The sequence below is a fragment of the Pedobacter sp. 05T44 genome, from assembly GCF_056395985.1.
The window spans coordinates 76,250-99,363 of record NZ_JBFTKO010000012.1 but is presented as its reverse complement, the minus strand read 5'-3'; the positions used below and the strand labels follow the sequence as shown (position 1 = coordinate 99,363).

14 protein-coding genes are annotated in these 23,114 nt (G+C 39.9%); 10 read left to right on the top strand and 4 right to left on the bottom strand.

What is annotated here, in order from left to right:
• Positions 1-36: 36 nt before the first annotated feature.
• Positions 37-1,209, bottom strand: coding sequence for a GAF domain-containing sensor histidine kinase (locus AC1DDK_RS18190; protein ID WP_337716980.1), 1,173 nt, complete (start codon positions 1,207-1,209; stop codon positions 37-39).
• A 668-nt stretch (positions 1,210-1,877) separates the two neighbouring features.
• Between AC1DDK_RS18190 and AC1DDK_RS18185 the strand changes: the two genes are divergently transcribed.
• The 3 genes from AC1DDK_RS18185 to AC1DDK_RS18175 all read left to right on the top strand — a co-directional run bounded on the left by AC1DDK_RS18185 (position 1,878) and on the right by AC1DDK_RS18175 (position 4,629).
• The gene (locus AC1DDK_RS18185) at positions 1,878-2,465 is read left to right on the top strand and encodes an RNA polymerase sigma factor (protein WP_172662167.1); all 588 of its coding nucleotides are present in this window, start codon (positions 1,878-1,880) and stop codon (positions 2,463-2,465) included.
• A gap of 83 nt (positions 2,466-2,548) precedes the next feature.
• Positions 2,549-3,676, top strand: a complete 1,128-nt coding sequence (locus tag AC1DDK_RS18180; protein ID WP_172662166.1) for a FecR family protein — start codon at positions 2,549-2,551, stop codon at positions 3,674-3,676.
• Positions 3,677-4,104: 428 nt separating this feature from the next.
• Entirely contained in the window at positions 4,105-4,629 is a 525-nt protein-coding gene (locus AC1DDK_RS18175) for an ExbD/TolR family protein (protein ID WP_337716978.1), read from the top strand.
• An 11-nt stretch (positions 4,630-4,640) separates the two neighbouring features.
• On the opposite strand, the gene AC1DDK_RS18170 is transcribed toward AC1DDK_RS18175, so the two are convergent.
• Entirely contained in the window at positions 4,641-5,534 is an 894-nt protein-coding gene (locus tag AC1DDK_RS18170) for an AraC family transcriptional regulator (protein ID WP_172662164.1), read from the bottom strand.
• A 329-nt stretch (positions 5,535-5,863) separates the two neighbouring features.
• On the opposite strand from AC1DDK_RS18170, the gene AC1DDK_RS18165 reads away from it, so the two are divergent.
• The 7 genes from AC1DDK_RS18165 (at position 5,864) to AC1DDK_RS18135 (ending at position 18,193) form a co-directional block, all read left to right on the top strand.
• Positions 5,864-9,049 (top strand): SusC/RagA family TonB-linked outer membrane protein, encoded by a 3,186-nt coding sequence (locus tag AC1DDK_RS18165; protein WP_337716976.1) that lies wholly within the window; start codon positions 5,864-5,866, stop codon positions 9,047-9,049.
• Positions 9,050-9,069: 20 nt separating this feature from the next.
• Complete coding sequence (locus AC1DDK_RS18160; RefSeq protein ID WP_337716974.1) at positions 9,070-11,001, top strand: RagB/SusD family nutrient uptake outer membrane protein; 1,932 nt, start codon at positions 9,070-9,072, stop codon at positions 10,999-11,001.
• A gap of 24 nt (positions 11,002-11,025) precedes the next feature.
• Positions 11,026-11,724, top strand: coding sequence for a DUF3823 domain-containing protein (locus AC1DDK_RS18155; protein ID WP_337716972.1), 699 nt, complete (start codon positions 11,026-11,028; stop codon positions 11,722-11,724).
• 112 nt (positions 11,725-11,836) lie between these two features.
• The gene (locus AC1DDK_RS18150) at positions 11,837-15,394 is read left to right on the top strand and encodes a PVC-type heme-binding CxxCH protein (protein WP_337716970.1); all 3,558 of its coding nucleotides are present in this window, start codon (positions 11,837-11,839) and stop codon (positions 15,392-15,394) included.
• Positions 15,395-15,414: 20 nt separating this feature from the next.
• On the top strand, positions 15,415-16,155 hold the full coding sequence (locus tag AC1DDK_RS18145; protein ID WP_337716968.1) for a ThuA domain-containing protein: 741 nt from the start codon (positions 15,415-15,417) through the stop codon (positions 16,153-16,155).
• Between the two features lie 48 nt (positions 16,156-16,203).
• Positions 16,204-17,322 (top strand): Gfo/Idh/MocA family protein, encoded by a 1,119-nt coding sequence (locus AC1DDK_RS18140; RefSeq protein ID WP_172662158.1) that lies wholly within the window; start codon positions 16,204-16,206, stop codon positions 17,320-17,322.
• Positions 17,323-17,344: 22 nt separating this feature from the next.
• Positions 17,345-18,193 carry a sugar phosphate isomerase/epimerase family protein gene (locus tag AC1DDK_RS18135; protein WP_172662157.1) on the top strand — a complete coding sequence of 283 codons (849 nt, stop codon included), beginning with the start codon at positions 17,345-17,347 and terminating at the stop codon, positions 18,191-18,193.
• A 47-nt stretch (positions 18,194-18,240) separates the two neighbouring features.
• Here the strand turns inward: AC1DDK_RS18135 and AC1DDK_RS18130 are convergent, their stop codons facing one another.
• Both AC1DDK_RS18130 and AC1DDK_RS18125 read right to left on the bottom strand, forming a co-directional pair.
• The gene (locus AC1DDK_RS18130) at positions 18,241-19,743 is read right to left on the bottom strand and encodes a RagB/SusD family nutrient uptake outer membrane protein (RefSeq protein ID WP_337716966.1); all 1,503 of its coding nucleotides are present in this window, start codon (positions 19,741-19,743) and stop codon (positions 18,241-18,243) included.
• A gap of 29 nt (positions 19,744-19,772) precedes the next feature.
• Entirely contained in the window at positions 19,773-22,913 is a 3,141-nt protein-coding gene (locus AC1DDK_RS18125; RefSeq protein ID WP_337716964.1) for a SusC/RagA family TonB-linked outer membrane protein, read from the bottom strand.
• Between the last annotated feature and the right edge of the window lie 201 nt (positions 22,914-23,114).

The window sequence follows — 23,114 nt, the reverse complement described above, 5'->3', positions numbered from 1 at the left end:
TTCATTACATTAGGGTGATACCCTAAAGATAATAAATTATAAATTACTCAAAGGGAGTTCCACTTTAAAAGTAGTCCCCTGACCAATCTGAGAGTGAATTTCCAATCGCCCGTTGAGTTTTTCAATTAGGTGTTTTACCAATGAAAGACCGAATCCATATCCCTTTTCCCCGCCTGTCCCCGCCGTGGTATGGCTGTCTCCCCTGAGGATCCGGGTGATCTCTTCTTCGGTTATACCAACTCCGGTATCCGAAACTGCAATATTCAGGTTATTTTGATCAGATTTGACAATCAAATCCAGATCTACCAGGATCCTTCCTTTATTTGGCGTAAATTTTATTGCATTGGAGATCAGATTGCCTGTAATTTGTAGAAGCTTGTTTTTGGAAAAGGGGATGTACTGGGTGTCCTGATTGACACTGACCTGCAACTGTAGTTGTTTGGTGACGGCCTGAGGGTCGTACAGCTGTTTCAGCTTATCACGAAAGCTGCTGAGATCGAAATGCTGGCTACTGAGCTGTTTGGTTTCATGCTCCTGGCTGAGAATTTCGTCAGCAAGATCCAGGATAGACTTGCTGCCTGTGTGGATCAGGTTAATAAAATCGATCACCTGGTCAATATGGGCAGTTTTGCCTTGTTCAGCTATGATCTGCGATAAGCCGATTATGCCCGCAAGAGGCCCCCTGATGTCGTGGGCAACTTTTTTCCTGGATTCATCAGCCTGTTTAACCTGATCACGTAATTCTTCCATAGCCTTATAAGCCTTCAGCCTGTTGACTATTTCTGCTGCAATGATCTTCAGCAGTTCTATTTTTTCCGGGTTAAGTGTCTTAAGTCTTGTATCCAGAACGCAGAGTGCACCAATATTCAGACCCTGTTGATCCTTCAATGGGACGCCGAAATAATACCGTAAGGATAAAGGGGCCTCTATGTATTTGTTTTTGTTAAACCTTACATCTTTGGAAAGATCCTTTACTTCAAATTGATCGTCATTCATGATTGTATACTGGCAGACAGATTCCTCTCTTGTCGTCTGATCCACCTCAATTCCATGGTTTGCAAGTGTCCATTGTGTATAGGAATCAATTAGATTGATCAGGGAGATTTCTGTGCCTGCTATTTTGGCGGCTAGGCGGGTGAGATCTTTAAAGTTTTCAGATAAACTGCTGTAGTCAATATCGAGTTCAGCTAGACGGATGAGTCTTGCCATTTCGTTTTCAGGTATAGGATGATTATTTTGGCGCATAGCTTGTTGACAATTGCCGAAGGTTTAATATAATACCGGTATGCGTATAACCAACAATGTGCCAGAATTTTTGAAACAGCAATGAAGAGATATGATGTTACCAAAGCACTGTAACCTTTCAAATGCTGTTAATTTGCAATTCGTTTTCACTGCGGCTATAGGCAACAGGTTGATTTCCTATTTTAGTAGAATAGCGGTTGCCGTTATATGGTAATTTGAAATCGTGAGTAATTCAGGGAGTTTTCATTGTGGGGCTTGTAAAATATTGATTTAAAGGTTGTTTTGGGCTTGGGTGAGTTCCGTCCGGCCCGTAAAAGCCACTCAATCGAGTGGCTTTTTTGTTTTTTCCAAGAATTCCGCGTGCGCCCAAAAGAATCCAAAAATAATGGATCAAGCGACATTTCTCAACAACATCTATATTTAAATAAATTGAATCCAGGTTTGTATGTTTTTTAAAAATACTGACTCTAAGGTTATTGTGATTTTACCCTTGATAGTTTAGAATATTTTTTATAATCTTGAGGAGAGAGCGTTAATTTAGGAGGCGGCGACTGTCCATTAATTTAGGCAGCGCCGCTTCTTTTTTCATTAAAGGAGCTCTAAAAGATCATTGTTGAAAGAAAACCTTATAAATGAATGATTGTAGAACACTTTCAGACGCTGAGCTTGTAGATCTCCTGAGGGCAGGGGACCATCATTCATTTACCGAGATTTATAAGCGGTACAATAGCCTGCTTTACATCTATGCGTATAAAAAGCTTCAGGACAGCGAAAGTGCCAAAGATATTATCCAGGAGATATATGTTCATTTATGGAATTCCAGGAGTAATTTAAATATTCAGACTACACTTTCTGGCTACCTTTACAAGGCTGTTTTAAATCGTGTACTTAATGTTTTTCGGCATGTGGCCATCACTCAGGAATACATCTCATCATTCAAAGAAGTTACAGACAATGCAGCTGCTCAAACGGACTATCGCATTAGGGAAAAAGATCTTAAATCATTAATTGAAAAAGAGATCAACAACCTGCCGGAAAAAATGCGCGAAATATTTCAATTGAGACGCCAGGAATATTTAAGTAACAAAGAAATAGCAGATCGCTTAAATATCTCCGAACATACGGTAGCTACTCAAATTAAAAGGGCGTTGAAAACACTTCGGGGAAAACTTGGACTGTTCCTTTTTATATATGCTTTTTTAACAGGGATGTTGAAATAATATTTTTTTTCCCTTCGTGTACCCGATTCCTAATTCTGAGGTGTCTTTGTTATGATTATCTTAAAAAACGCATAGGGTAGATTATGAACGATGAACAAGTAAAGGACTTATTGGAGAGATTTCAGGCCGGGACATGCTCCGATCGGGAACTTGAAAAAGTACGTTACTGGCTGCACAAATTCCGTGAGGATGAGCAGTCTGGTTTGTCACAGATTGATCTGGAAACTATCGATGATCAGATGTGGCAACCTATTCTAAAAGCTACTAAGCCAGAAACGGCCAGAATGATAAGCTGGCCATTAGGGGTTGCAGTTTCAGCAGCATCGATCATCGTCCTGGGTGTTTTTATTTATTTCTTCACTAAAGATACTTCGAATAAAACATATGTAAATGACATTGATCCGGGAAAGAATACCGCCGTACTCATTTTGAGCGATGGTAAAAAGATCAATTTGTTAAATGCTAAAATTGGTTTGCTGGCCCTACAATCTACCACTCAAATTACAAAAACCAAGGAAGGAGAAATTATTTATACCTCTCGACATGAGCTGCCCCCGTTACAGAACGGGGGCAAAAGCTCATATTCTGAAATTTCAAATACCATTCGAACGCCACGTGGCGGACAATATAAGCTCTCGTTGCCGGACGGCACGAAAGTATGGCTAAACGCCGCTTCATCTCTAACATATCCGATTTCTTTTCGTTGGCTTAAAGAGCGTAGAATAGAGCTGAACGGCGAAGCCTACTTTGAAGTTGCTAAAGATAAATTGCATCCATTTTTAGTACAAAGTAAAACACAAACTGTAAAAGTACTTGGAACACGGTTTAATATCAGCGCCTATTCTGATGACCAGTTTACAAATACAACGTTGCTTGAAGGTAGTGTTCAGGTTAACCAGATTACACTTAAACCCGGACAACAGGCTGTGAATTCAGGAACGGCGATTAAAGTGAATGTTGTGGACCCCAATGATGTTATTGCCTGGAAAGAAGGAGAATTTTCTTTTAGAAACGAACCTCTTCAAAATATCATGAAGAAAATATCAAGATGGTACAACATGGATGTTGTTTATCAAAATAAAGAAGCCGGCAAACAGATTTTTGGCGGTACCATATCCAAATATGGAAAAATCTCACAGATACTTCACGTCCTGGAGTTAACTGGTGATGTAAAATTCAGGGTAGAAGGAAAAACAATCATCGTGTTATAGTGTCTACTATCAGCGAGATGTACAATGGTTACAGCCAATTTAGTTATAGGGTATAATTAGCCGTTATTTGGTTTTTTAAGCTTTCATGAATGTCTATAAATCCCGTGTTTTTACTTAACATCACTTATTCTCTCGTTTGTTTGGAAGTTCTCAGGTTTCTAGGACGAGATTCTTAAGTGCTAAATGCTTCACATATTTTGAAGATTCGGCAAAAATATAGTATTTAGCTTTTACATATCTTTTTAGTTTTATCAAATATACTATGCTACTGTTCTAAGAACAATAGTTTCTATAAAATTAATTTAAATAGTTTATTTTAAAATTTTGAGTTAAAAATCAAAATTTTGATGATTCTGAGTTCAAAAAAATATTTCTGTCTTCCTTATGAAATTTGATGTTTATCCACATCATAACTAAAAGACAGAACTATGGCAACCTTAAGCATTCCTCAAAATGGCGACGCCTTAAAAGGAAAAAACAGAACCCGAAAAGCAGTTCCCTCCGTAGACCTTACCGCAATGGTAGATCTGGCATTTCTTTTAATAACCTTTTTCATGCTCACAACTTCCTTATCTAAGTCGCAGGCCATGGATATAGCCAAGCCGATTATCGATATCCCTGATCAGCCTTATCCTGCGTCAAGAACGCTAACGGTTCTTTTGGGTAAGGATAATAGCATTGTCTGGTATAAAGGTGAGACGAAGAAAGCAACTCCACATCGTGTAAGTTTTAAAATGATAGGCAGTGTTTTAGCTCAAAATAAAAAGGAAATAGCAAAGTTGCATGAAAATGATCCGGCCAAGTTTATGATAGTTATTATTAAACCCACCGAAGGATCTACATATAAGAATTTTGTAGACGTACTGGATGAAATGAGTATCGCAGATGTGAAATCTTATCTGATTGATGACAATAGTCTGGCCAGTCAGGAACAAGGATTTATAGAAAGGTAACCGTTCTAAGGTTAAAAATACCGATATGACTCGGCTGCTACTTTTTGGTATTCATTCCGGTATTGATTAGGTTGTTTTCCTATAACTTTTTTAAATTGTTTATTAAAGTTAGAGAGCGTTTGAAAGCCGCATTCGTAACCAATCTGATCAATATTCATTTTTCCTTCCTTGAGTAATTTGCAGGCAGATTCAATTCGGATCTCTTTAAGAAAATCTGAAAATGATTTATTCACACGCGCCTTAAAATATCTGCTAAAGGATGTACGGGTCATATTTATTAAGGAGGCAACCTCCTCCGCACTAATGGTATGTTTGAAATTCCTCATTACGTGCCCATATACCTTGTTCATTCTGGTAGTCTCCGCTTCAGTATTAGATGAAATCAAATAATTATGGGTAACAAAATGATAGTCGTTTGATTTAGCAAGTACATTTAATATTTTAAGCAATTGAATAACGCCATCCATGCCATCTAATTCTAACAGCTCACGCATCATTTTACTTACAACAACCTTTGTTTTCCCAATAATTTCTAGTCCCCGTTCAGATTTTTGAAATAGCCTGTCGATTTGGCCCATTTCATCTTTTAACCGCAATGCTTCTCCAAAAAAATCTTTATGGAAGTATACCACAATAACCCTGGTTGATAGTGTACTGTCCTTTTCGAAATATTTGTTTTCATTTCTCCATACATGGGGAAGGTGCGGACCAATAAGTACCATATCCATAGCCTTAAATGAGGTGATGTTATTACCTACAAAACGGCTTCCTTCGCCTTCCAGAACACAGTTTAATTGAAATTCGGGATGTGAGTGAAACGTAGGATCAAAGTAGGGGGCATAAATTTCTTTAACCACATACACTTTAGATTGTGAAATAGGCGATTTGGGAATAACGTGCGTCATTTTATTAAAATTATCTTAAATATTGGCTATATGGAAATTTTAGGATACAATATAGTCATTATTAGATAACAAGTGCCAATGATTCCAGCGCAATAAAATTTAAACTTGTATTAACCAAAACCAAATATAGACGATTGTAAAATAGAACGACGCGATTCCGGAATCCCGCAACTATCTAGAAAATCAGAACATGACGCCATAAGTTAATTTATGGGCGCGGTAATTTTTATTAGTCATTAATTAAAGAAAGGAGATAAGCCATAGTAGTATGAGCATTAAATATGTCGATTTCAGTTATTTAACCTAAACTTAATCAAACTTAATATAAGATGAAAAAATTAATACTCAAGAGATTTGTTCTATTTGAGCAAGCTTTGCTAAGAAAACATTATCCTGTTTTTCTTTTACTGATTACCCTTGTTTTATTGTCCCGGGAGTCTGTGCATGCACAACAAAAGACCATTACTGGTACCGTAACTTTTCAACAAAAGCCACTAACCGGGGTGAGCGTTAAGTTAAAAGGGGCCAATACAGGTATGAGTACAAATGAACAGGGCAAGTACACCGTTTCCTTACCAACGGGAAGGGGCGTATTGGTATTCACCTATATCGGATTTCTTACAAAAGAAGTTATCGTGGAGGGTGGCACCACAATTAACGTAGAATTGGAAGAGGATAAACAACAGTTAACCGAAGTTGTTGTAACGGGATATGGCACCCAAAAAAGAGAATCAATAACAGGAGCCATTTCAACGGTTACCAGTAAAGATCTGGAAAAAGTACATGGCGGATCGCAAGTAAGTACAGGATTGGCTGGGAAATTACCGGGCGTTACCTTTCGTATGCCTGATGGGAGACCAGGAGGTGGGGCTACCATTCAGGTAAGAAACATGGGGAATCCATTGTTTGTAATTGATGGGATCCAGCAGGATAAACGACAGTTCGACAATCTTGCGCCAAGTGATATAGAAAGCATTACCGTTTTAAAGGATGCTTCTGCAGCTGTTTATGGTGTACGTGCTGCGAATGGTGTAGTGGTTGTTACCACAAAAAGAGGAAGCAGAGGGGAAAAGAATGTAATAAATATCGATACCTATGCCGGCTTTCAGAATTGGAGCAGGTTTCCTGATGTAGTGAACGATTCATACGAATGGTATTTAGGCAAAGCTGATGCGGAGATGAACAACGGAGGGACAACTACCGTTACCAAAGAGGAATTAGCCAAATACAAGGAAGGCACCGCTCCGGGTTATCAAAGTTTTAACTGGAAAGACTTTATTGTACAGAAAAATGCGCCGTTGTATCAGCAGGCTATTAATGCTACAGGTGGTTCTGATAGAATAAACTATTATTTTTCTGGTACAAATATGTTCCAATATTCTGTATTAGGACGCGAGTTTACATATGGGCGTAAAAACATCAATGCCAATATGGATGCCAATATTACAGATAGGTTAAAGGTTGGGATTGGGATAAATGGATGGAACGAAGTGAGAGATAATCCCGGAATACCCGGAGGTGATGACTATAATTTACCAAGAGCTGCCATCTTATGGAACAGGCCCTGGGAACGTCCGTATGCCAATGACAATCCGGATTATATAAATGATATTGGCCACAATGAATCCAATTGGGCTTATAACAATAAGAAATACGGTGGATATTCGAATGATAGAAGACGTTACGGATCGGCCAGGTTTAATGCCCAATATCAAATCCCATACATAAAGGGACTTGTTGCACAGGGATCTTATTCTTACGGACTCGAAGATCGCCTGCACGATGGTCATGAGTATACTTACAAAACGTATACCTATAATCCTACCGACGATACTTATAAAGCAACCGGAGGTAGTATCAATCCATGGCGGGAGCGTAGGACTCAGAAGATAGAAAAGAATAACTATCAGGTTGGATTAAACTACAACAATACGTTTGGTAAACATACAGTAGGAGGGCTTCTCATTTCTGAAAGATATGATGTAAGGGACAAAGAAGTATTTGTTCATGCCGTGCCAGCAACAAATGTGCTTCCGCTTATCTATTTTAACACTACGGATACTTACAATGATCGCGATGATCAGCAAGCCCGTATCGGATACATTGGAAAGATAAACTACAATTATGCGAATAAGTACTACCTGGAGTTTTCAGGCAGGAGGGACGCTTCATGGAAATTTGCTCCGGATAAAAGAGTAGGATTTTTCCCTTCTGTATCTGGTGGATGGAGAATTACTGAAGAGAAATTCATGAAATCACTGTTAGGTGAAAACAGTAAGCTGAACGATTTGAAAATCCGTGCTTCTTACGGTGTACTTGGAGATGATGATAACGGGATATTACCAACTGATTATCTTGCCGGCTATAATTATAATCAGAATGGCTATGGCATTCTTGATGGAAATCCAATTATAGGTTCAAGAGATAAAGGTAAGCCCATCTTAAATATTTCCTGGTTTAAAAGTAAGATCCTGGACATAGGTGCCGATTTTACCATGTTTAACAATAAATTGATTGGAAGTGTCGACTATTTTAAAAGATTGCGAACAGGACTTAGAGGCACCAAATATGATATCGTTTTACCTAGCGAGATTGGCTTTAACCTAAGCGACGAAAATATAAATAAAGACGAGCAGGCCGGGGGTGAGATTTCACTTGCTTACAATGGATCGGCTGGTGCAGTTACTTTTAGCGTTGGTGGAAATGTTGGATACGCACGTAGTAAGTTCACCGCTTCTTACAAACCGATATTTTTTAACTCATGGGATCAGTACCGTAATTCTGCCGAGGGTAGATACAAGAACCTTTTTTGGGCATATGATGTAGTAGGCCAGTTTCAATCACAGGAAGAAATAAATAACTATCCGATAAATATTGACGGACAGGGTAATAAGACCCTATTACCGGGCGACTTGATTTATAAGGACCTTAATGGTGATGGAAAAATTGATGGATATGATGAGCGCCCGTTAGGTTATGGAAGAAGCGCCGACGGAACCAACCAGCCAATTATCAATGGTGGGTTTAATTTTAGCGTAGCATGGAAGGGATTTGATTTTGCTGCTGATTTTTCAATCGGATCTATGTACAGCTATAATCAGGAAAACGAAATCAGAAGAGGGTTTTCATATAATTCAGGTGCATTAAATACCATTTTAACGGACAGATGGAGAAGAGCTGATGCTTTTGATTTAAATAGTGAATGGATACCAGGTAAATATCCTGCATTAAGATTTAACGTCAATTCAGCCAGTTCGGTAAATAAAAACTCTATTTTTTGGTTGCATAATGTAACGGCCATTCGTGCCAGAACACTGGAGCTTGGTTATTCCTTACCTAAATCACTAATAGGAAAAATAAACATCCAAAAGGCACGCCTGTTTGTAAATGGCTATAACCTATTTTCTATTGATAACCTAAGCAAGTACAAGGTTGACTCGGAAGTTCAGGATACAAATGGTTTACAGTACCCACAAAATTCATTTGTTAACATGGGCATTAACCTCACTTTATAACAGTTTTTAATTGAACTAACATGAAAAATAAATTTATAATAGCAATAGCCACCTTATTCGTTTTTAGTTTGGGGTGCAAAAGCGATTCAGATTATTTGGATATAAAGCCTACTCAGGTATTAAGTCCTGAACTGGCCTTTAGTGATCCTACACAGGTGCTCTCTATCCTGGCAGATCTTTATAACCGTCAGTACGATTACCCAAGGCTTACTGAATGGGTTACTTTTGGTGACTTTAATGAATCATTTTATTCTGAAAATGGACAATATAACAATTACCATGGCAACAGTACCTGGGGCTTTAGGGGATACAGAGGTCCAGATGTTGGCGGCAGGCCAACGTACTTCTGGACACCATGGGATTATACTTATATCCGAGAACTTAACTTGTTTATGGAGCGCTGTGCAACAGCTACAGCACTGGATGCGGCAACCAAGGCATCTTATATTGCTGAAGCCAGGTTTTTAAGGGCAAGTTATTATTTCACCTTAACCCAGTATTATGGAGGCGTGCCTATCATTCTCAATTCATTAGAGTTTAATGGGACTGATGTTACTTCTTTGCAATATCCAAGGGCAAAGGAATCGGAAATGTATGACTTTGTAATTAAGGAGGCAGAGGAATTAAAACTGTTGCTTCCTGCAAATAGCAATACTAAAGCCCGTGCTACCAAAGGTGCTGCATTGGCTATGGAATCAAGAGCTGCTTTATATGCTGCTTCTATTGCAAAATACGGCGCAACAACTCCTTCCGTTTCGCTCTCAGGTGGCGAGGTAGGTATTCCGGCAGGTATGGCAAATGCTTATTATACCACTGCCTTGAAAGCTGCTGAAGAAATCATCAGTGGCTCAGCGGGAGCTTATTCACTATACAAAAAGCAACCCGGAAATCTTTCTGAAAACTTTGCTGCCATATTTTATGATAAAACACAAAATAATGAGGTGATATGGGTTGACGATTATGCGTTAAAATTCAAAAGACATGGATTTACGCAAGTAAATCAGCCCCGTTTTGGTGCTGAAGAAGAAGAAGGTGGCCGTATAAATCCATCCCTTAATTTGGTTCAGTCATTTGAAAAGTTAGATAATACATTCGCCCCTTTAGCTACCAATGACGCTAACGGTGATTATGTTTATTATACCAATCAACAGGACATATTTGCCGGCAGAGATGCCCGTTTGGGTGGCACGGTAATCATCCCGGGCTCAAGCTTTAAAGCCAGACCAGTTGACATTTGGGCTGGAGTGCAACTAGCAAACGGAACGGTAATCAGTGGAGGTGAGCGCGGTGCTCAAAAGGTATTACCTGGTAAAACGGTACCGGAACAGGTTGTTGGCTTTGATGGGCCAATTAACGGAATTGGTAATACTGCTCAAACCGGTTTCTATATCCGGAAATATCAGGACCCTGCTATTGGCTCGGGTCAGCGTGGGGTAGGAAGTGCCGTTTGGTTGGTAAGATATCGTTATGCTGAAATCTTATTGAATGCAGCCGAGGCAGCCTTTGAGCTAGGACAATCTTCGGTTGCTGCGGGGTACATGAATCAGGTACGGGCCAGGGCCGGATTGGTTGTTCCTTTAACCGGTGGCGATATCACTTTTGATCGGATTGTGCATGAGCGTAGAGTGGAATTTGCTTTTGAAGGACAATATTTCTTTGACCTTAAAAGGTTTAGAATTGCCCACCAGGTATTTGATGGGGTTGCTTTAAATAAAACAGATCTTTTAAGTAATCTTTCTAAAGCGACAAAACGCAGTACTCAACCTTACAGTTTGTTGCCATATAAATATTATGCTCCGGGATCACCAAATAATGGTAAGTGGATTTACAAAGTGGATTTATCAAACATTGTTACTGCAAGCGACAACTGGCAATTGGGTAATTATTATAGTGAGATTGAGCCCGATATCCTCACAAGAAATCCAAAACTAGTTAAACAACCTAATCAATAAGTATTATTTATAAATCTTATAATTATGAAAATTAAATTTCATTATATACTGTTTTTCGCACTCAGTACCGTTATTCTGTCTTGTAAGAAGGATAATTTTGATGCGCCTAAAGCTGCTTTAGCCGGACGTATAGTTTATCAGGGGGAGCCACTGAATTTTGAGTATAATAAGGTGAGCTACGAGTTATATCAATCGGGCTTTGGTAAAACCGGTGCCATAGGCAGTATATTCACGCCTGAAGGGGCGTTTTCACACCTGCTTTTTGATGGGCTTTACAAAATGGTTGTTCCGATTGGACAAGGCCCCTTTGTTTGGAAACAAACCGGTGGCAAGCCCGATTCAATTGCAATAACTTTAAAAGGAAACACCAATATGGATATTGAGGTAATGCCTTACTATATGATAAGGACACCTCAGCTTACTTATTCAAGTGGAAGTGTTACCGGAACATTTAAGTTAGAACAAATTGTAAAGGATGCAAATGCTAAAACAATAGAACGCGTAACGCTTTATATCAGCAAAACACGATTTGCGGATTCCCAAACCAATGTTGCTACAACCAACTTAGCCGGGTCTGCCATTACCGACCTGAATAATGTTAGTTTAAGTGTTACTGTGCCAACATTAGTACCTACTCAAAATTATGTGTTTGCCAGCATTGGGGTCAAATTTTCGGGTGTTGACGATATGATTTTTGCACCTGTAAAGAAATTAACTTTTTAATATTTTTTTAAGTTAAACCAGCTCCCTTTTCTTATTGGGAGCTGGTTTGACAAAGTTTAAAAAGATGATTTTAGCTAAACCAGTATTTTTTAACTAAATAATCTTAACACACATGAGAAAAACATTTTTTTTATTGCTGTTTAGCGCATTTTTATTCCAAAACTGCTCCAACAAAACACGAGTAAGTGGAGCAGCTCAGGGATTAACAAGTTCTGCTAAAGAAGCACCCCGAAGGGCAGAAATTTTATTCCTGGGGAACGTCAGTACACATCACGATTCAGGTAAATATGCGCCCTGGCTGGCCATTGAACTTTTTAAAAGCGGTGTTAACCTTACTTATACTACAGACCTGAAGGATCTGAATACAGAAAACCTAAGCAAATATGACGGGTTGATTATCTATGCCAACCACGATACGATATCCGTTTCACAAGAGCAGGCTTTGAAGGATTTTGTTGAAAATGGTAAAGGTCTGATTCCACTACATTCGGCTTCAGGTTGTTTTAAAAATTCTGAATGGTATATAAAAGCAATTGGAGGTCAGTTTGCATCGCATGGTAACGGATCATTTACTGCTCAGATCGCAAATCCTTCGCATCAGGTAATGAAAAACATTACTGCATTCACCACTACAGATGAGACCTATGTTCATCAAAAACTCAATCCTGATATCGTTGTATTAACCGAACGTACCGAAGGGGCAAGAAAAGAGCCATACACCTGGGTACGAAATGAGGGAAAAGGAAGGGTTTTTTACACCGCTTACGGACATGATGATGCAACCTGGAAGAACGGAAATTTCTTGAAATTGGTAAGGAACGGAGTCTTATGGGCTGTTGGCGATAAAGTAGAAGATCAGATTGCAAGATTAAAAATTCCTAATATGAGCATTTATCCGGATACAATAGCTGATTTTACAGCAAGGCACATCGTTCCTAAAATACAGGAAGGGTTAACTCCGGAAGAATCTTTGAAATTAATACAGGTTCCGGTAGATTTTGACATTAAGCTTTTTGCTGCGGAACCAGATATCACCAATCCTATTGCAATGGCATGGGATGAAAAAGGACGACTTTGGATAGTGGAATCTGTAGATTATCCAAATACTTTTATTGAAACAGATGGTGCGGCAAATGACCGGATAAAAATTTGTGAAGACACAGATGGAGATGGTAAAGCGGATAAGTTTACCGTTTTTGCAGACAGTTTAAATATTCCAACAAGTATTGTTTTTGCTAATGATGGAGTGATCATTTCGCAAGCACCGAACATGGTGTTTTTGAAAGACACCAATGGTGATGATAAGGCTGATGTTCATGAAATAGTATCAACCGGATGGGGTAAAAATGACACCCATGCAGGTCCTTCAAACTTGCTATATGGTTTTGATAATAAAATTTGGGGGGTCGTGGGCTTCTCGGGTTTCAATGGGCAAATAGAGGGCGTTAATACCCGTTTTGGGCAGGGTGTTTATCGGTTTAAGCCGGATGGAAAAGATTTCGAATACCTGGCGCCAACAAGTAATAATACCTGGGGGCTGGGCTTCTCGGAAGATAATAATGTTTTTATATCTACCGCTAACAATACACACAGCGCATTTTATTCTATGCCTGCTTCTTACACCAAAAGGACACTTCCTGGTTTAAATCTAAATGCAGTTCAGAAAATTGATGGCCACTATGATGTGCATGCCATGACCCCTAACCTGCGACAAGTAGATGTGGTTGGCGGATTTACTGCAGCTGCTGGTCACCATTTATATACTGCCAGAAATTTCCCAAAAAATTACTGGAACCGCATTGCCTTTATATCTGAACCTACGGTGAAATTAATCCATAATGCAATCATTGAGCCGGATGGAGCAGGATTTAAAGAAAAAGATGGATGGAATTTCCTGGCAAGCTCCGACGAATGGGTTGGTCCGGTGCAGGCAGAAGTTGGTCCGGATGGTGCGGTATGGGTGGCCGATTGGTATAATTTTGTTATTCAACACAACACATTTGTTCCCAGACAATCGCCTACGGAGTTTATTCTGCCACTTACTTTAGCAGATCAAAAACTAGGACAGGGAAATGCATTGATCAGCAATTTAAGAGATCTTGATCGGGGTAGGATATATCGTGTGATATATAAAAAGGCTAAGCCATATACTCCAATATCATTATCTAAGAATGATACACCCGGATTGCTTGCCGCATTAGAAAGCGACAATATGTTTTGGCGAATAACGGCTCAACGTTTACTGGTAGAGAAAAAAGATCAGAGTGCTATTCCTGCATTGTTAAAGTTGGTAAGCGATCAAAAAGCAGATGAAATTGGGCTTAATGGATCGGCTGTTAATGCATTGTGGACATTAAATGGCATGGGCGTATTGGACGGTAAAAACGCTGAAGCTACGAAAGTTGTAGTGCAGGCCTTATCTAGCCCTGTGGCTGGAGTAAGAAAAGCTGCAATAGAAGTATTACCTAAAAACAACCATACGATACATCTAATGCAAAGCAGTGGTATTCTTAACGACCAAAATTTAAATACAAGAATGGCTGCAATTTTAACACTTGCCGCTTTACCCGAATCACAAGAAACTGCGAAGATCATTTATGAAGCCAGTTTTGAAGCGGAAAATGAAAAAGACCAGTGGCTCTCGCAAGCACTGTTTGCAGCAGCTTTGAAGAATAGAGAAGGTTTTTTGTCAGTTTCAAAAGAAAGTGGTAAAAAAGTTAGTGACTCAAGTCTTACCTGGCGCCTGGTAAATGCGGTTAGTCAGGAAGTTTATGTGCTGGATAGGGGTAGCAGCACACAGTTGTCGCCTGATGTTGCCGGAAAGGAAATTCATTTCAAGGCGACTGTAACCAAGGCTAGAAACAGTGAATTTAATGGTGCCATTATGGCTCAGGGAAATAAGGATAATGGATATTGCTTATTTATTGAATCAGGGAATCTGAATATGGTGGTTAACCAAAACGGTAAATCATATACAGCAGTAACGAAAGATTCAGTACCGAACAGATCTTTTGATGTGATTGCCAGTTTGGAGACAGGTGGTATGATTACACTGGAAATAAATGGCAGAAAAGTAGCCGATGCAAAAGCTTCCGGGCTCTTTAAAAATGCACTTAAGGGCAGCTTGCGCTTTGTTGGAGATAAAGAAAGTGAGGACCAGAAACCATTTTATAATGGAATGTTGCCACTAAAAGGGGAAACAAGAAATGCATCACTTGAATTAAAAAAAGCAGAACCCTCAGGAAGTAAAAAGGCAGCGACCGCAACTACAATTAAAAATGATGGTTCTAAACCTGTGCTGATTAAAATCAAAGTGGTAAAGGACCTGATGCAATTTGATAAAAATCTCTTTACAGTAAAAGCGGGGCAGAAACTGATTTTTGAATTGGAAAATCCGGATGGTATGCAGCATAATATGCTTATTATTAAACCCGGTACCTTACAAAAGGTAGGGAAAGCTGCAGATGATATGCTTCGTGATCCGCAGGCTGCCCAAAAGAATTATGTGCCTGTTATGCCCGAAGTTTTGCATGCCACTAAACTTTTGAACACGGGGGATGTAGTAACTTTTGATTTTACAGTGCCAGATGTCACTGGCGACTATCCTTTTCTTTGCACGTTTCCTGGTCACTGGAGAGGAATGAATGGTATTATGAGAGTAGTTAAGTAATTTAAAATAAACTTTTTGATATGAAATGGAATGTAATTTTTTTGGCTTCGCTTTTTATCCTGGTATTATCGTTGAGTAGTTGTGGGGTAAATTCTCCGGCCAACGCTCAGAAAAAAACCAAAGCAATACGTACGCTGATGGTAGGTGGGGGTGCTTCCCATGATTTCGACAAATGGTATAAAGAAGTCGATACAAAAACCTTAGCGCAAGACGGGCTTGCTACTGTGACCTATACAAGTGATGTGAGCAGTATTCTTTCTAAACTGCCCGATATTGATGTTCTATTCTTAACGAACAACCAGCCAATGGAAGATCCTGAACTGAGGAAAGCCATTTTTGCCTTTGTTAACGCTGGTAAGGGCCTGGTGCTTGCTCATGCTGCACTGTGGTACAACTGGAAAGACTGGCCCGAATATAATCTTCAGCTGGTAAGTGGTGGATCAAAAGGTCATGATAAATATGGCTCATTTGAAGTGAATGTTGTTGATGCAAAACATCCTGTAACAAAGGGGGTAGACCAGAAGTTTAGCCTGAAAGATGAACGCTACTACTATAAAGTGGATGCTGCGGGGCCGGGAATAAAGATTTTAGCGAATTCTAGTGTGGAAGGATCTACCGCTATTTATCCTTCTGTATTTGTTGTCAATCATCCGAAAGCCCGGATTGTTGGGATCGCATTAGGTCATGATGCAGAATCGCACGATTTACCTGTTTATCATACGCTTATCCGGAATGCCATTAAGTGGGTGAGCCATAAATAATATTGTTGAACTTTTTAATAACTGTTAATATCTAAATTAAATAATCACATGAGTCAAAAGAAAATTACCGTAATTATTGTAGGGATGGGTTTTGGTAAAGAGTTTATTCCAATCTATCAGAACCACCCTGATGTTAAAGCCGTAGGGATTTGTACCCGCAATCAGGACACTATTGATGAGCTTGCCACTAAATTTAATTTGGATAGGGATCTTTGCTTTACAAATTATGAGGATGTTCCTTTAAGAGAAGACGTTGATGCCATCCATATCGTAACTCCTGTTCCTGAGCATGCTAAAATGACGCTTGCATCACTCAACGCCAATAAACATACTGCATGTACCATTCCTATGGCGATGACGGTTGAGGATTGTACGGCGATAGTTGAAGCTAAAAGAAAGGCTAACAAAGTGTACATGATGATGGAGACGGCACTATATACCAGAGAGTTCCTTTATGGGCTGAAACTGGCAGAAAATGGTGATCTGGGTCGGATTCAGTTTGTTAGAGGTTCCCATATTCAGGACATGAGTATGGATGGATGGGGCGAGTACTGGAAAGGCTATCCGCCAATGCTTAATGGAACGCATGCCATCTCTCCTTTGTTAAGGATCAATAACACTAAAGCTGAATCTGTTGTATGTCATGGTTCAGGAAGGCTAAGCGATGATCTGACCAGCAGATATGGATCTCCGTTTGCAGTGGAAACCGCAACATTTAAGTTAAAAAACTCGGATGTAGTAGCAGAAGCTACGCGTTCTTTATTTGATGTGGTACGCCAATACCGTGAAAGTTATGATGTATATGGTACGAAAATGTCATTCGAATGGGAACAGTTGCAGGATGAAGAACACATCGTGTTTGATGGGGGTGAAAATGCGCGCAGGATAAGCGTACCTGATACCGATGAACAGCTAATTCCTGAGATTGCGAATTTCACAAAAAGAGAAAAAATAGATGATCCGAATCATGTTTCATTTTTACAGGGAGCAGGACATGGTGGCTCACATCCTCATTTGGTTCAGGAATTTGTTGCTGCTATAATGGAAGGTAGAGATTCAGCAGTTGATGCTGCACTGGCAGCCAATTATACTTGTGCAGGCATCTGTGCGCATGAGTCTGCAATGAAAGGTGGTACGCGTATCAATATACCTGATTTCGAAATCTAATTAAAACTTTAATTTATCCCTTATGAAATTTGGAGTAAGTACATTCCTTTGGAAATCACCCTTTACTTCTCATTCCTTTGATCTTGTTCATAAGATCAAAGGAATGGGATTTGACATCATAGAAGTAGCAGTTGAACAACAAGAATTAATTGATTGGGTTAGATTAAAAGAGCTCATAAAAGAAACCGGATTACAGGCTACTGTTAGTGGTGCATTTGGTGCCGAACGCGATATTTCCAGCGAGGATCCACGAATAAGGGCGCAAGGTCTCAAATATATTACTGATTGCATTAAAATAGCGGAGCATTTAGGGAGCCCTATTTTTGGTGGCCCGGTATATTCTGCAGTTGGAAAAACCCGTTTTATAACCGAGGAACAGAAAAAAAGAGAAAGAAGCTGGTGCGTTGAAAATCTGGTTAAAATTGGTGAAGTAGCAGCCGACTATGGGGTGGTGGTGGGGGTAGAGCCATTAAATCGGTTTGAAACGGATATGATCAATACTGCCGATCAGGCTATTTCCTTAGTTAGTGAGGTAGGCAGTCCCAATGTCAAAATACAATTAGACACTTTCCATTGCAATATTGAAGAAAAGAATATTCCTGATACGATAAGAAAATTGGGCAAGGATCTATTGTGTCATATCCAGGCAAATGAAAGTGACAGGGGAACTCCCGGAACTGGTAACCTTGATTGGATTGGCATTAAGGAGGCATTGACTGAAATTGGCTATGAAAAAGCTATTGTGATAGAAACTTTTGGTGAGGTGTCGGAAGAGATTGCAAGAGCGGCCTCTATATGGCGGCCGCTGGCGAATAGTTCAGATGATCTTGCGATAGACGGTCTTGCTTTTTATAAAAGGCTATTTTCTTAGTTCAATAGAGGCTATCCTTTTTGGATAGCCTCATTAACTAACATTAATTAATACCCTGGTGTTGGAATCAAATTAGTGTTGTTCCTCAACTCCCTGCTAGGGATCGGGAACAGCAGTTCTCTTTGGGTTAAAACCGGGCCATAGGAGAATTTATGGCCAACATAATTATCAAATCCTTTGGTGCTCACATTAAATGCTTTACGGAGACGTGCCATATCGAACCAGGTCACATTTTCAAAGCACAATTCATACCAGCGTTCGCGCCAAATCGCTTCCCGTAATTGATCTTTGGATAAGCCAGTTAATTTTGGCAATTGTGCCCTTGTCCTTATCAGATTAACTTCGTCATATATTTTGGTACTTGGGCCATTTACTTCATTTGCAGCTTCAGCATATATCAATAGCACCTCGGCATATCTGAGCAGGGACCAATTAAGATCGCTATTGGCCGTGCTTGTATGTGCCGCTACATCAAAAATTTTGTAAATAAAGTATCCTCCCAGATCTACTACCAGATTTCTGTTGTCCTGATTGGTAAACTTGGTGAAAAAGAACTGACCTTCTTTTGCACGCAGATCTGCCGGATCATATGATTTTACAAAGTCAGCTGTGGCATAAATACCTCCGGTTTCGGCAGAGTATGCTGAAATATTTTTATTATAAGGGATAATCAATTCCTGCCAGTTTGCCGGAATGATCTGTGTCTTATACTGAATCATAAAAATATTCTCTTCAATATTTTTCTTAGCCGGGTTGTGTAAATCTCCGTAAGTATTGAACAGCTTAAATTGTTTGGAGTCGATTACTTCCTCTGATTTTTTTGCTGCCAAATCGAAATATTCAGCTCCTTTCTGTAATGGGTAGCCAGCCATGGTAAGGTATACTTTGGCCAGTAATGATTTTACTGCTCCTAAGCTTACTCTTCCTGTAACATCAACCCATGCCAGGCCTGCAACTTCTGCTGTTTTTAAATCTTCCACAATCAATTTGTAGACATCATCCGGAGCTGCTTGTTTTGGTCTCAATTGATCCGATTTCAAATCAACGGGCTCTGTTATCAGCGGAATATTACCAAACATCTGAACTAAATTGAAATAATACCAGGCGCGTAAAAAATGAGCCTCGCCAAGTAATTTTTTAGCTTCTGCAGCATCCATTGCGATGGATGGTATCTTTGCTATTGAAAGGTTGGCATTACCTATGCCCTTATAGTAATTTTGCCAATAATTTAATCCATAGCTGTTATCGGCAGTATTTTGCAGATCCTTTACAAAATAGCTGTCAACAGCCTGCCCTAAATCAGTAGCAGCCTGCCCGGTAGCAAATTCAGTCATTGTCCAGGGGCCGCCGCCAAAGCCGCTACTCATCGGATCACGCATGCTTGCATAGATCGCATTTACAGAACTTCTTGCATGTTCTGGTTTAGTAAAATAATTTTCTACCGTAAAATTGCTGGGATCCGATTCATCTAGAAATTTGGTACAGCTGGTAAACCCCAAAGTGTAAACCGTTAATACCAGGAATCCATATTTTTTTATTATTGTTTTCATTTTTCTTTCTTAAAAAGGTTTGTATTAAACTATAGCCCGATATTAAGCCCAACCATAAATACCCTTGGCTTTGGGTAATCATATAATGTTAAGCCCTGATCGAAGGGTGCTCCTGAGTTGGAAACTTCCGGATCATAACCTTTATATTTAGTAGCTACAAAAAAGTTCTGAACGGAACCATATATCCTTAGGCGATTCAGTTTTAATGAAGCAGCTGTTGCTGATGGAAAGGAATATGCAAGTAATAAATTGCGCCCACGGATAAATGATCCATCAGTTACTTTATGACTATCATTGTTTGTGGTATAATAGGCATTAATTGGTCTGATTTGGGCAATTGAGGTATTTTGATTGGTTTCTGTCCAGGCATTTAACACGGTTTTGTAACTGTTGGCAATGCCTTGTCTGTCTTCCGCTGAATGGATGCTTCTATCCAGTACATCATTGCCATACATATACTGAAGGTCTACGGTTAATGACCATGCCTTGTATTGGAAAGTATTTAAGAACGTGCCAAACCCATCTGGGATACCTTTTCCTATTATAGTCCTGTCCAGATCGTTTATTCTGCCATCGTTGTTTAGGTCCTTATATTTTACATCACCTGGCAGCATATTGTATTTCTTTGCTTCTGCAGCTTCATTGGTCCCCCAGGTTCCCAGGTGTACCCTTCCAAAGAAAGAGCCAACAGGTTCGCCTACTCTAATTACTCCATTTCCTGAAAATATATCGCCACTGGCCAGGGCAAGAACTTTGTTCTTGTTCACGGAAATATTGAAGGTTGTACTCCAGGAGAAATCGTCTGTTTTGATGTTCGTGGAGTTTACACTAAATTCAATACCCTTGTTTTCCATACTTCCAACATTAGAGAAGATGCTGGGATACCCGCTGCTTAGTGGTAAAGGGGCTTCTAGTAACATGCCATTAACCTTTCTGCGATACAGATCGAGTTCGAAATTTAACCTGTTGGAGAATAAGCCGACCTCAAGCCCGAAATCAATTTGTTTCGTTTTTTCCCATTGTAGGGTAGGATTGGCCATGCGGTTGGTGCCTATGCCAATATTTCGGGTTCCATCGAAAATTACGTTATAATTACCCATGCCTGCAAGTGCTCTGTATGCCGGAATCTCAGAATTTCCGGTAGCGCCGTAACTGGCACGAATCTTCAGGTTTGAAATGCTGGGAATATTCTTCATGAAGTCTTCTTCGATTACTCTCCAGGCAAGTGCGGCCGAAGGAAAGAAGGCATACTGGTTTTCGGTTCCAAACTTAGAAGACCCGTCTGCCCGACCCGTAAAAGTTATTAAATACCTGTTGTTCAGGCTGTAATTTATGCGGGCAAAATATGAATTTAGCCCGTAAGCCTGGCCATTGGAGGAAGGAGCCTGAGGGCTAGATCCTGCACCCAGGTTATTGTACAGAAAATACGAGTCGTCGAAACCCTGAGTGTTTGCTTGATTTTCAAAACGATCAATATGCTGCCAGGATAGACCTGCCATAGCGCTTATGGAGTGTATTTTCCCAAATTGCTTGTTATAGGTTAAGTAATTCTCGAATTGCCATGAGTTGTACCTGTTGTTATTTACCCGGGCGTCTCCATTGTCAGAAATGTATTGCATCCCTTTGGCTGCAAAATAATCCTCTCTCTGATTAATGATGTTAGTACCAATTGTTGATTTGAACTCCAATCCGGGAGCCAGATTAATGGCCGCATACATATTGCCGAGCAAAGTTTGGGTGCGCAAAAAATATAACCTATCGGCAGCTACACGAAGAGGGCTGTCGCCACCTTCCATTCCCGGATAGTCTCTGTTGCTTGCCCATGATCCATCGGCATATTTTACAGGAATAATCGGTAAGGCCTCTAATACCTGGCGCATCATGGTTATTCCTCCTCCATCGAGCTGATCAACTTGTTTGTCATTTTGATCTGTATAACCCATTGTTCCACCTACTTTTAGCCAACTCTTTATCTGGCTATCAAATACAAAGCGGCCGGCATATCTTTTTTGCCATGAGCCACGTGCGAGCCCCTCCTGATTGCGATAGTTTAAAAAAGCGCCAAAGCTGCTTCTTTCATTACCATCGGCAAAGCCAAGCTGATGATTTTGTGTAAACGCTTTTTGGAATGCTTCATCCTGCCAATCTGTATCATATAATGGGTTGCCTTGTGAATCAAACAATTTTGGATTGTTACGCTTGGTCTTAGGGTCTGTGTATTTTGTTCCTGTTGCCCACCCTACGGGATCATATTTTTTGGCGTTTGCATAGGCTAAATCCTCTACTGCTAAAAATTCTTTCGAATTGAGCACTTCAAGTTTTTTAGGTAGTACACCTAAACTAAAGTCTGATTCATAGGTTACATTCCCTCCATTGGAAGATCCACGTTTAGTGGTAACCATGATTACACCATTGGCTCCACGTGCTCCGTAAATTGCTGTTGATGAGGCATCTTTTAATACTTCGATAGAGGCGATATCGCTAGGGTTTATGTAATCGATCGGGGAACTCCCGTTTTTCAGATCTACAGCATTGAGTATAACTCCATCAATCACATATAAAGGATTATTAGACACACTTAATGAACTTGCGCCCCGAATGCGGATGCTGGCCCGGCCGCCTGGTCTGCCGGAATTGGAGGATACATTTACGCCTGACACGCGACCCGATAAGCTTTGATTAAGAGACGAGGCCGGACGCTCCTGAAGCGTTTCTGCTTTTACTGTACCTACTGCTCCGGTTAGATCCGATTTTTTTGCGGTTCCGTACCCTACAACAACAACCTCATCTAAACCTTGCAATTGTGGCACTAACTTAATTGACATGTTTCCGGAAGTAACCTTTACCTCTTGAGTGGTATAGCCGACATAGGAAACAATCAAAATCGCCTCGTCGGTTAAACCCTTTATGCTGAAATTGCCGTCATTATCAGTTGTTGTAGTTTGTCCTGTACTTTTTACTTTAATGCTGACTCCGGGAATTCCAACACCCTTTTCATCCAGGATTTTTCCTTTTGCATCGATGGGGGGGATGCGTAGGTAAGCAGGATTTTTTTTTAGATAGTTTGCATGTAGTTGCATCGTTGTCGCCAGGAACAGAACTGTTAACAGGCAAATAATTTTTTGGCGCAAAGCCACACCCTTGGGTGTCAAAGTTAAAAACTGGTTCATATTTGGGATGATTTAGTTAACTAGCAGATACCTTTTAAGTTATTTTTGTACCTGTTTCTTCTCCGATCTGAGCTGCTTGATACGCATCCAGATTTTTAAAAGAAATAGATTTTAATAAAAGATATGATGCTATTACTATGAAAGTATAGTAAAGTTCAGTTGGATTGTTAACTTATTTTTGCAAATCATTAAGCTATTTTG

Coding starts and splice junctions, on each gene's coding strand:
- AC1DDK_RS18140 (WP_172662158.1), top strand. CDS start 16,204: ATGAGTCAAAAGAAAATTACCGTAATTATTGTAGGGATGGGTTTTGGT.
- AC1DDK_RS18145 (WP_337716968.1), top strand. CDS start 15,415: ATGAAATGGAATGTAATTTTTTTGGCTTCGCTTTTTATCCTGGTATTA.
- AC1DDK_RS18170 (WP_172662164.1), bottom strand. CDS start 5,534: ATGACGCACGTTATTCCCAAATCGCCTATTTCACAATCTAAAGTGTAT.
- AC1DDK_RS18130 (WP_337716966.1), bottom strand. CDS start 19,743: ATGAAAACAATAATAAAAAAATATGGATTCCTGGTATTAACGGTTTAC.
- AC1DDK_RS18190 (WP_337716980.1), bottom strand. CDS start 1,209: ATGGCAAGACTCATCCGTCTAGCTGAACTCGATATTGACTACAGCAGT.
- AC1DDK_RS18165 (WP_337716976.1), top strand. CDS start 5,864: ATGAAAAAATTAATACTCAAGAGATTTGTTCTATTTGAGCAAGCTTTG.
- AC1DDK_RS18135 (WP_172662157.1), top strand. CDS start 17,345: ATGAAATTTGGAGTAAGTACATTCCTTTGGAAATCACCCTTTACTTCT.
- AC1DDK_RS18185 (WP_172662167.1), top strand. CDS start 1,878: ATGAATGATTGTAGAACACTTTCAGACGCTGAGCTTGTAGATCTCCTG.
- AC1DDK_RS18175 (WP_337716978.1), top strand. CDS start 4,105: ATGGCAACCTTAAGCATTCCTCAAAATGGCGACGCCTTAAAAGGAAAA.
- AC1DDK_RS18160 (WP_337716974.1), top strand. CDS start 9,070: ATGAAAAATAAATTTATAATAGCAATAGCCACCTTATTCGTTTTTAGT.
- AC1DDK_RS18150 (WP_337716970.1), top strand. CDS start 11,837: ATGAGAAAAACATTTTTTTTATTGCTGTTTAGCGCATTTTTATTCCAA.
- AC1DDK_RS18125 (WP_337716964.1), bottom strand. CDS start 22,913: ATGAACCAGTTTTTAACTTTGACACCCAAGGGTGTGGCTTTGCGCCAA.
- AC1DDK_RS18180 (WP_172662166.1), top strand. CDS start 2,549: ATGAACGATGAACAAGTAAAGGACTTATTGGAGAGATTTCAGGCCGGG.
- AC1DDK_RS18155 (WP_337716972.1), top strand. CDS start 11,026: ATGAAAATTAAATTTCATTATATACTGTTTTTCGCACTCAGTACCGTT.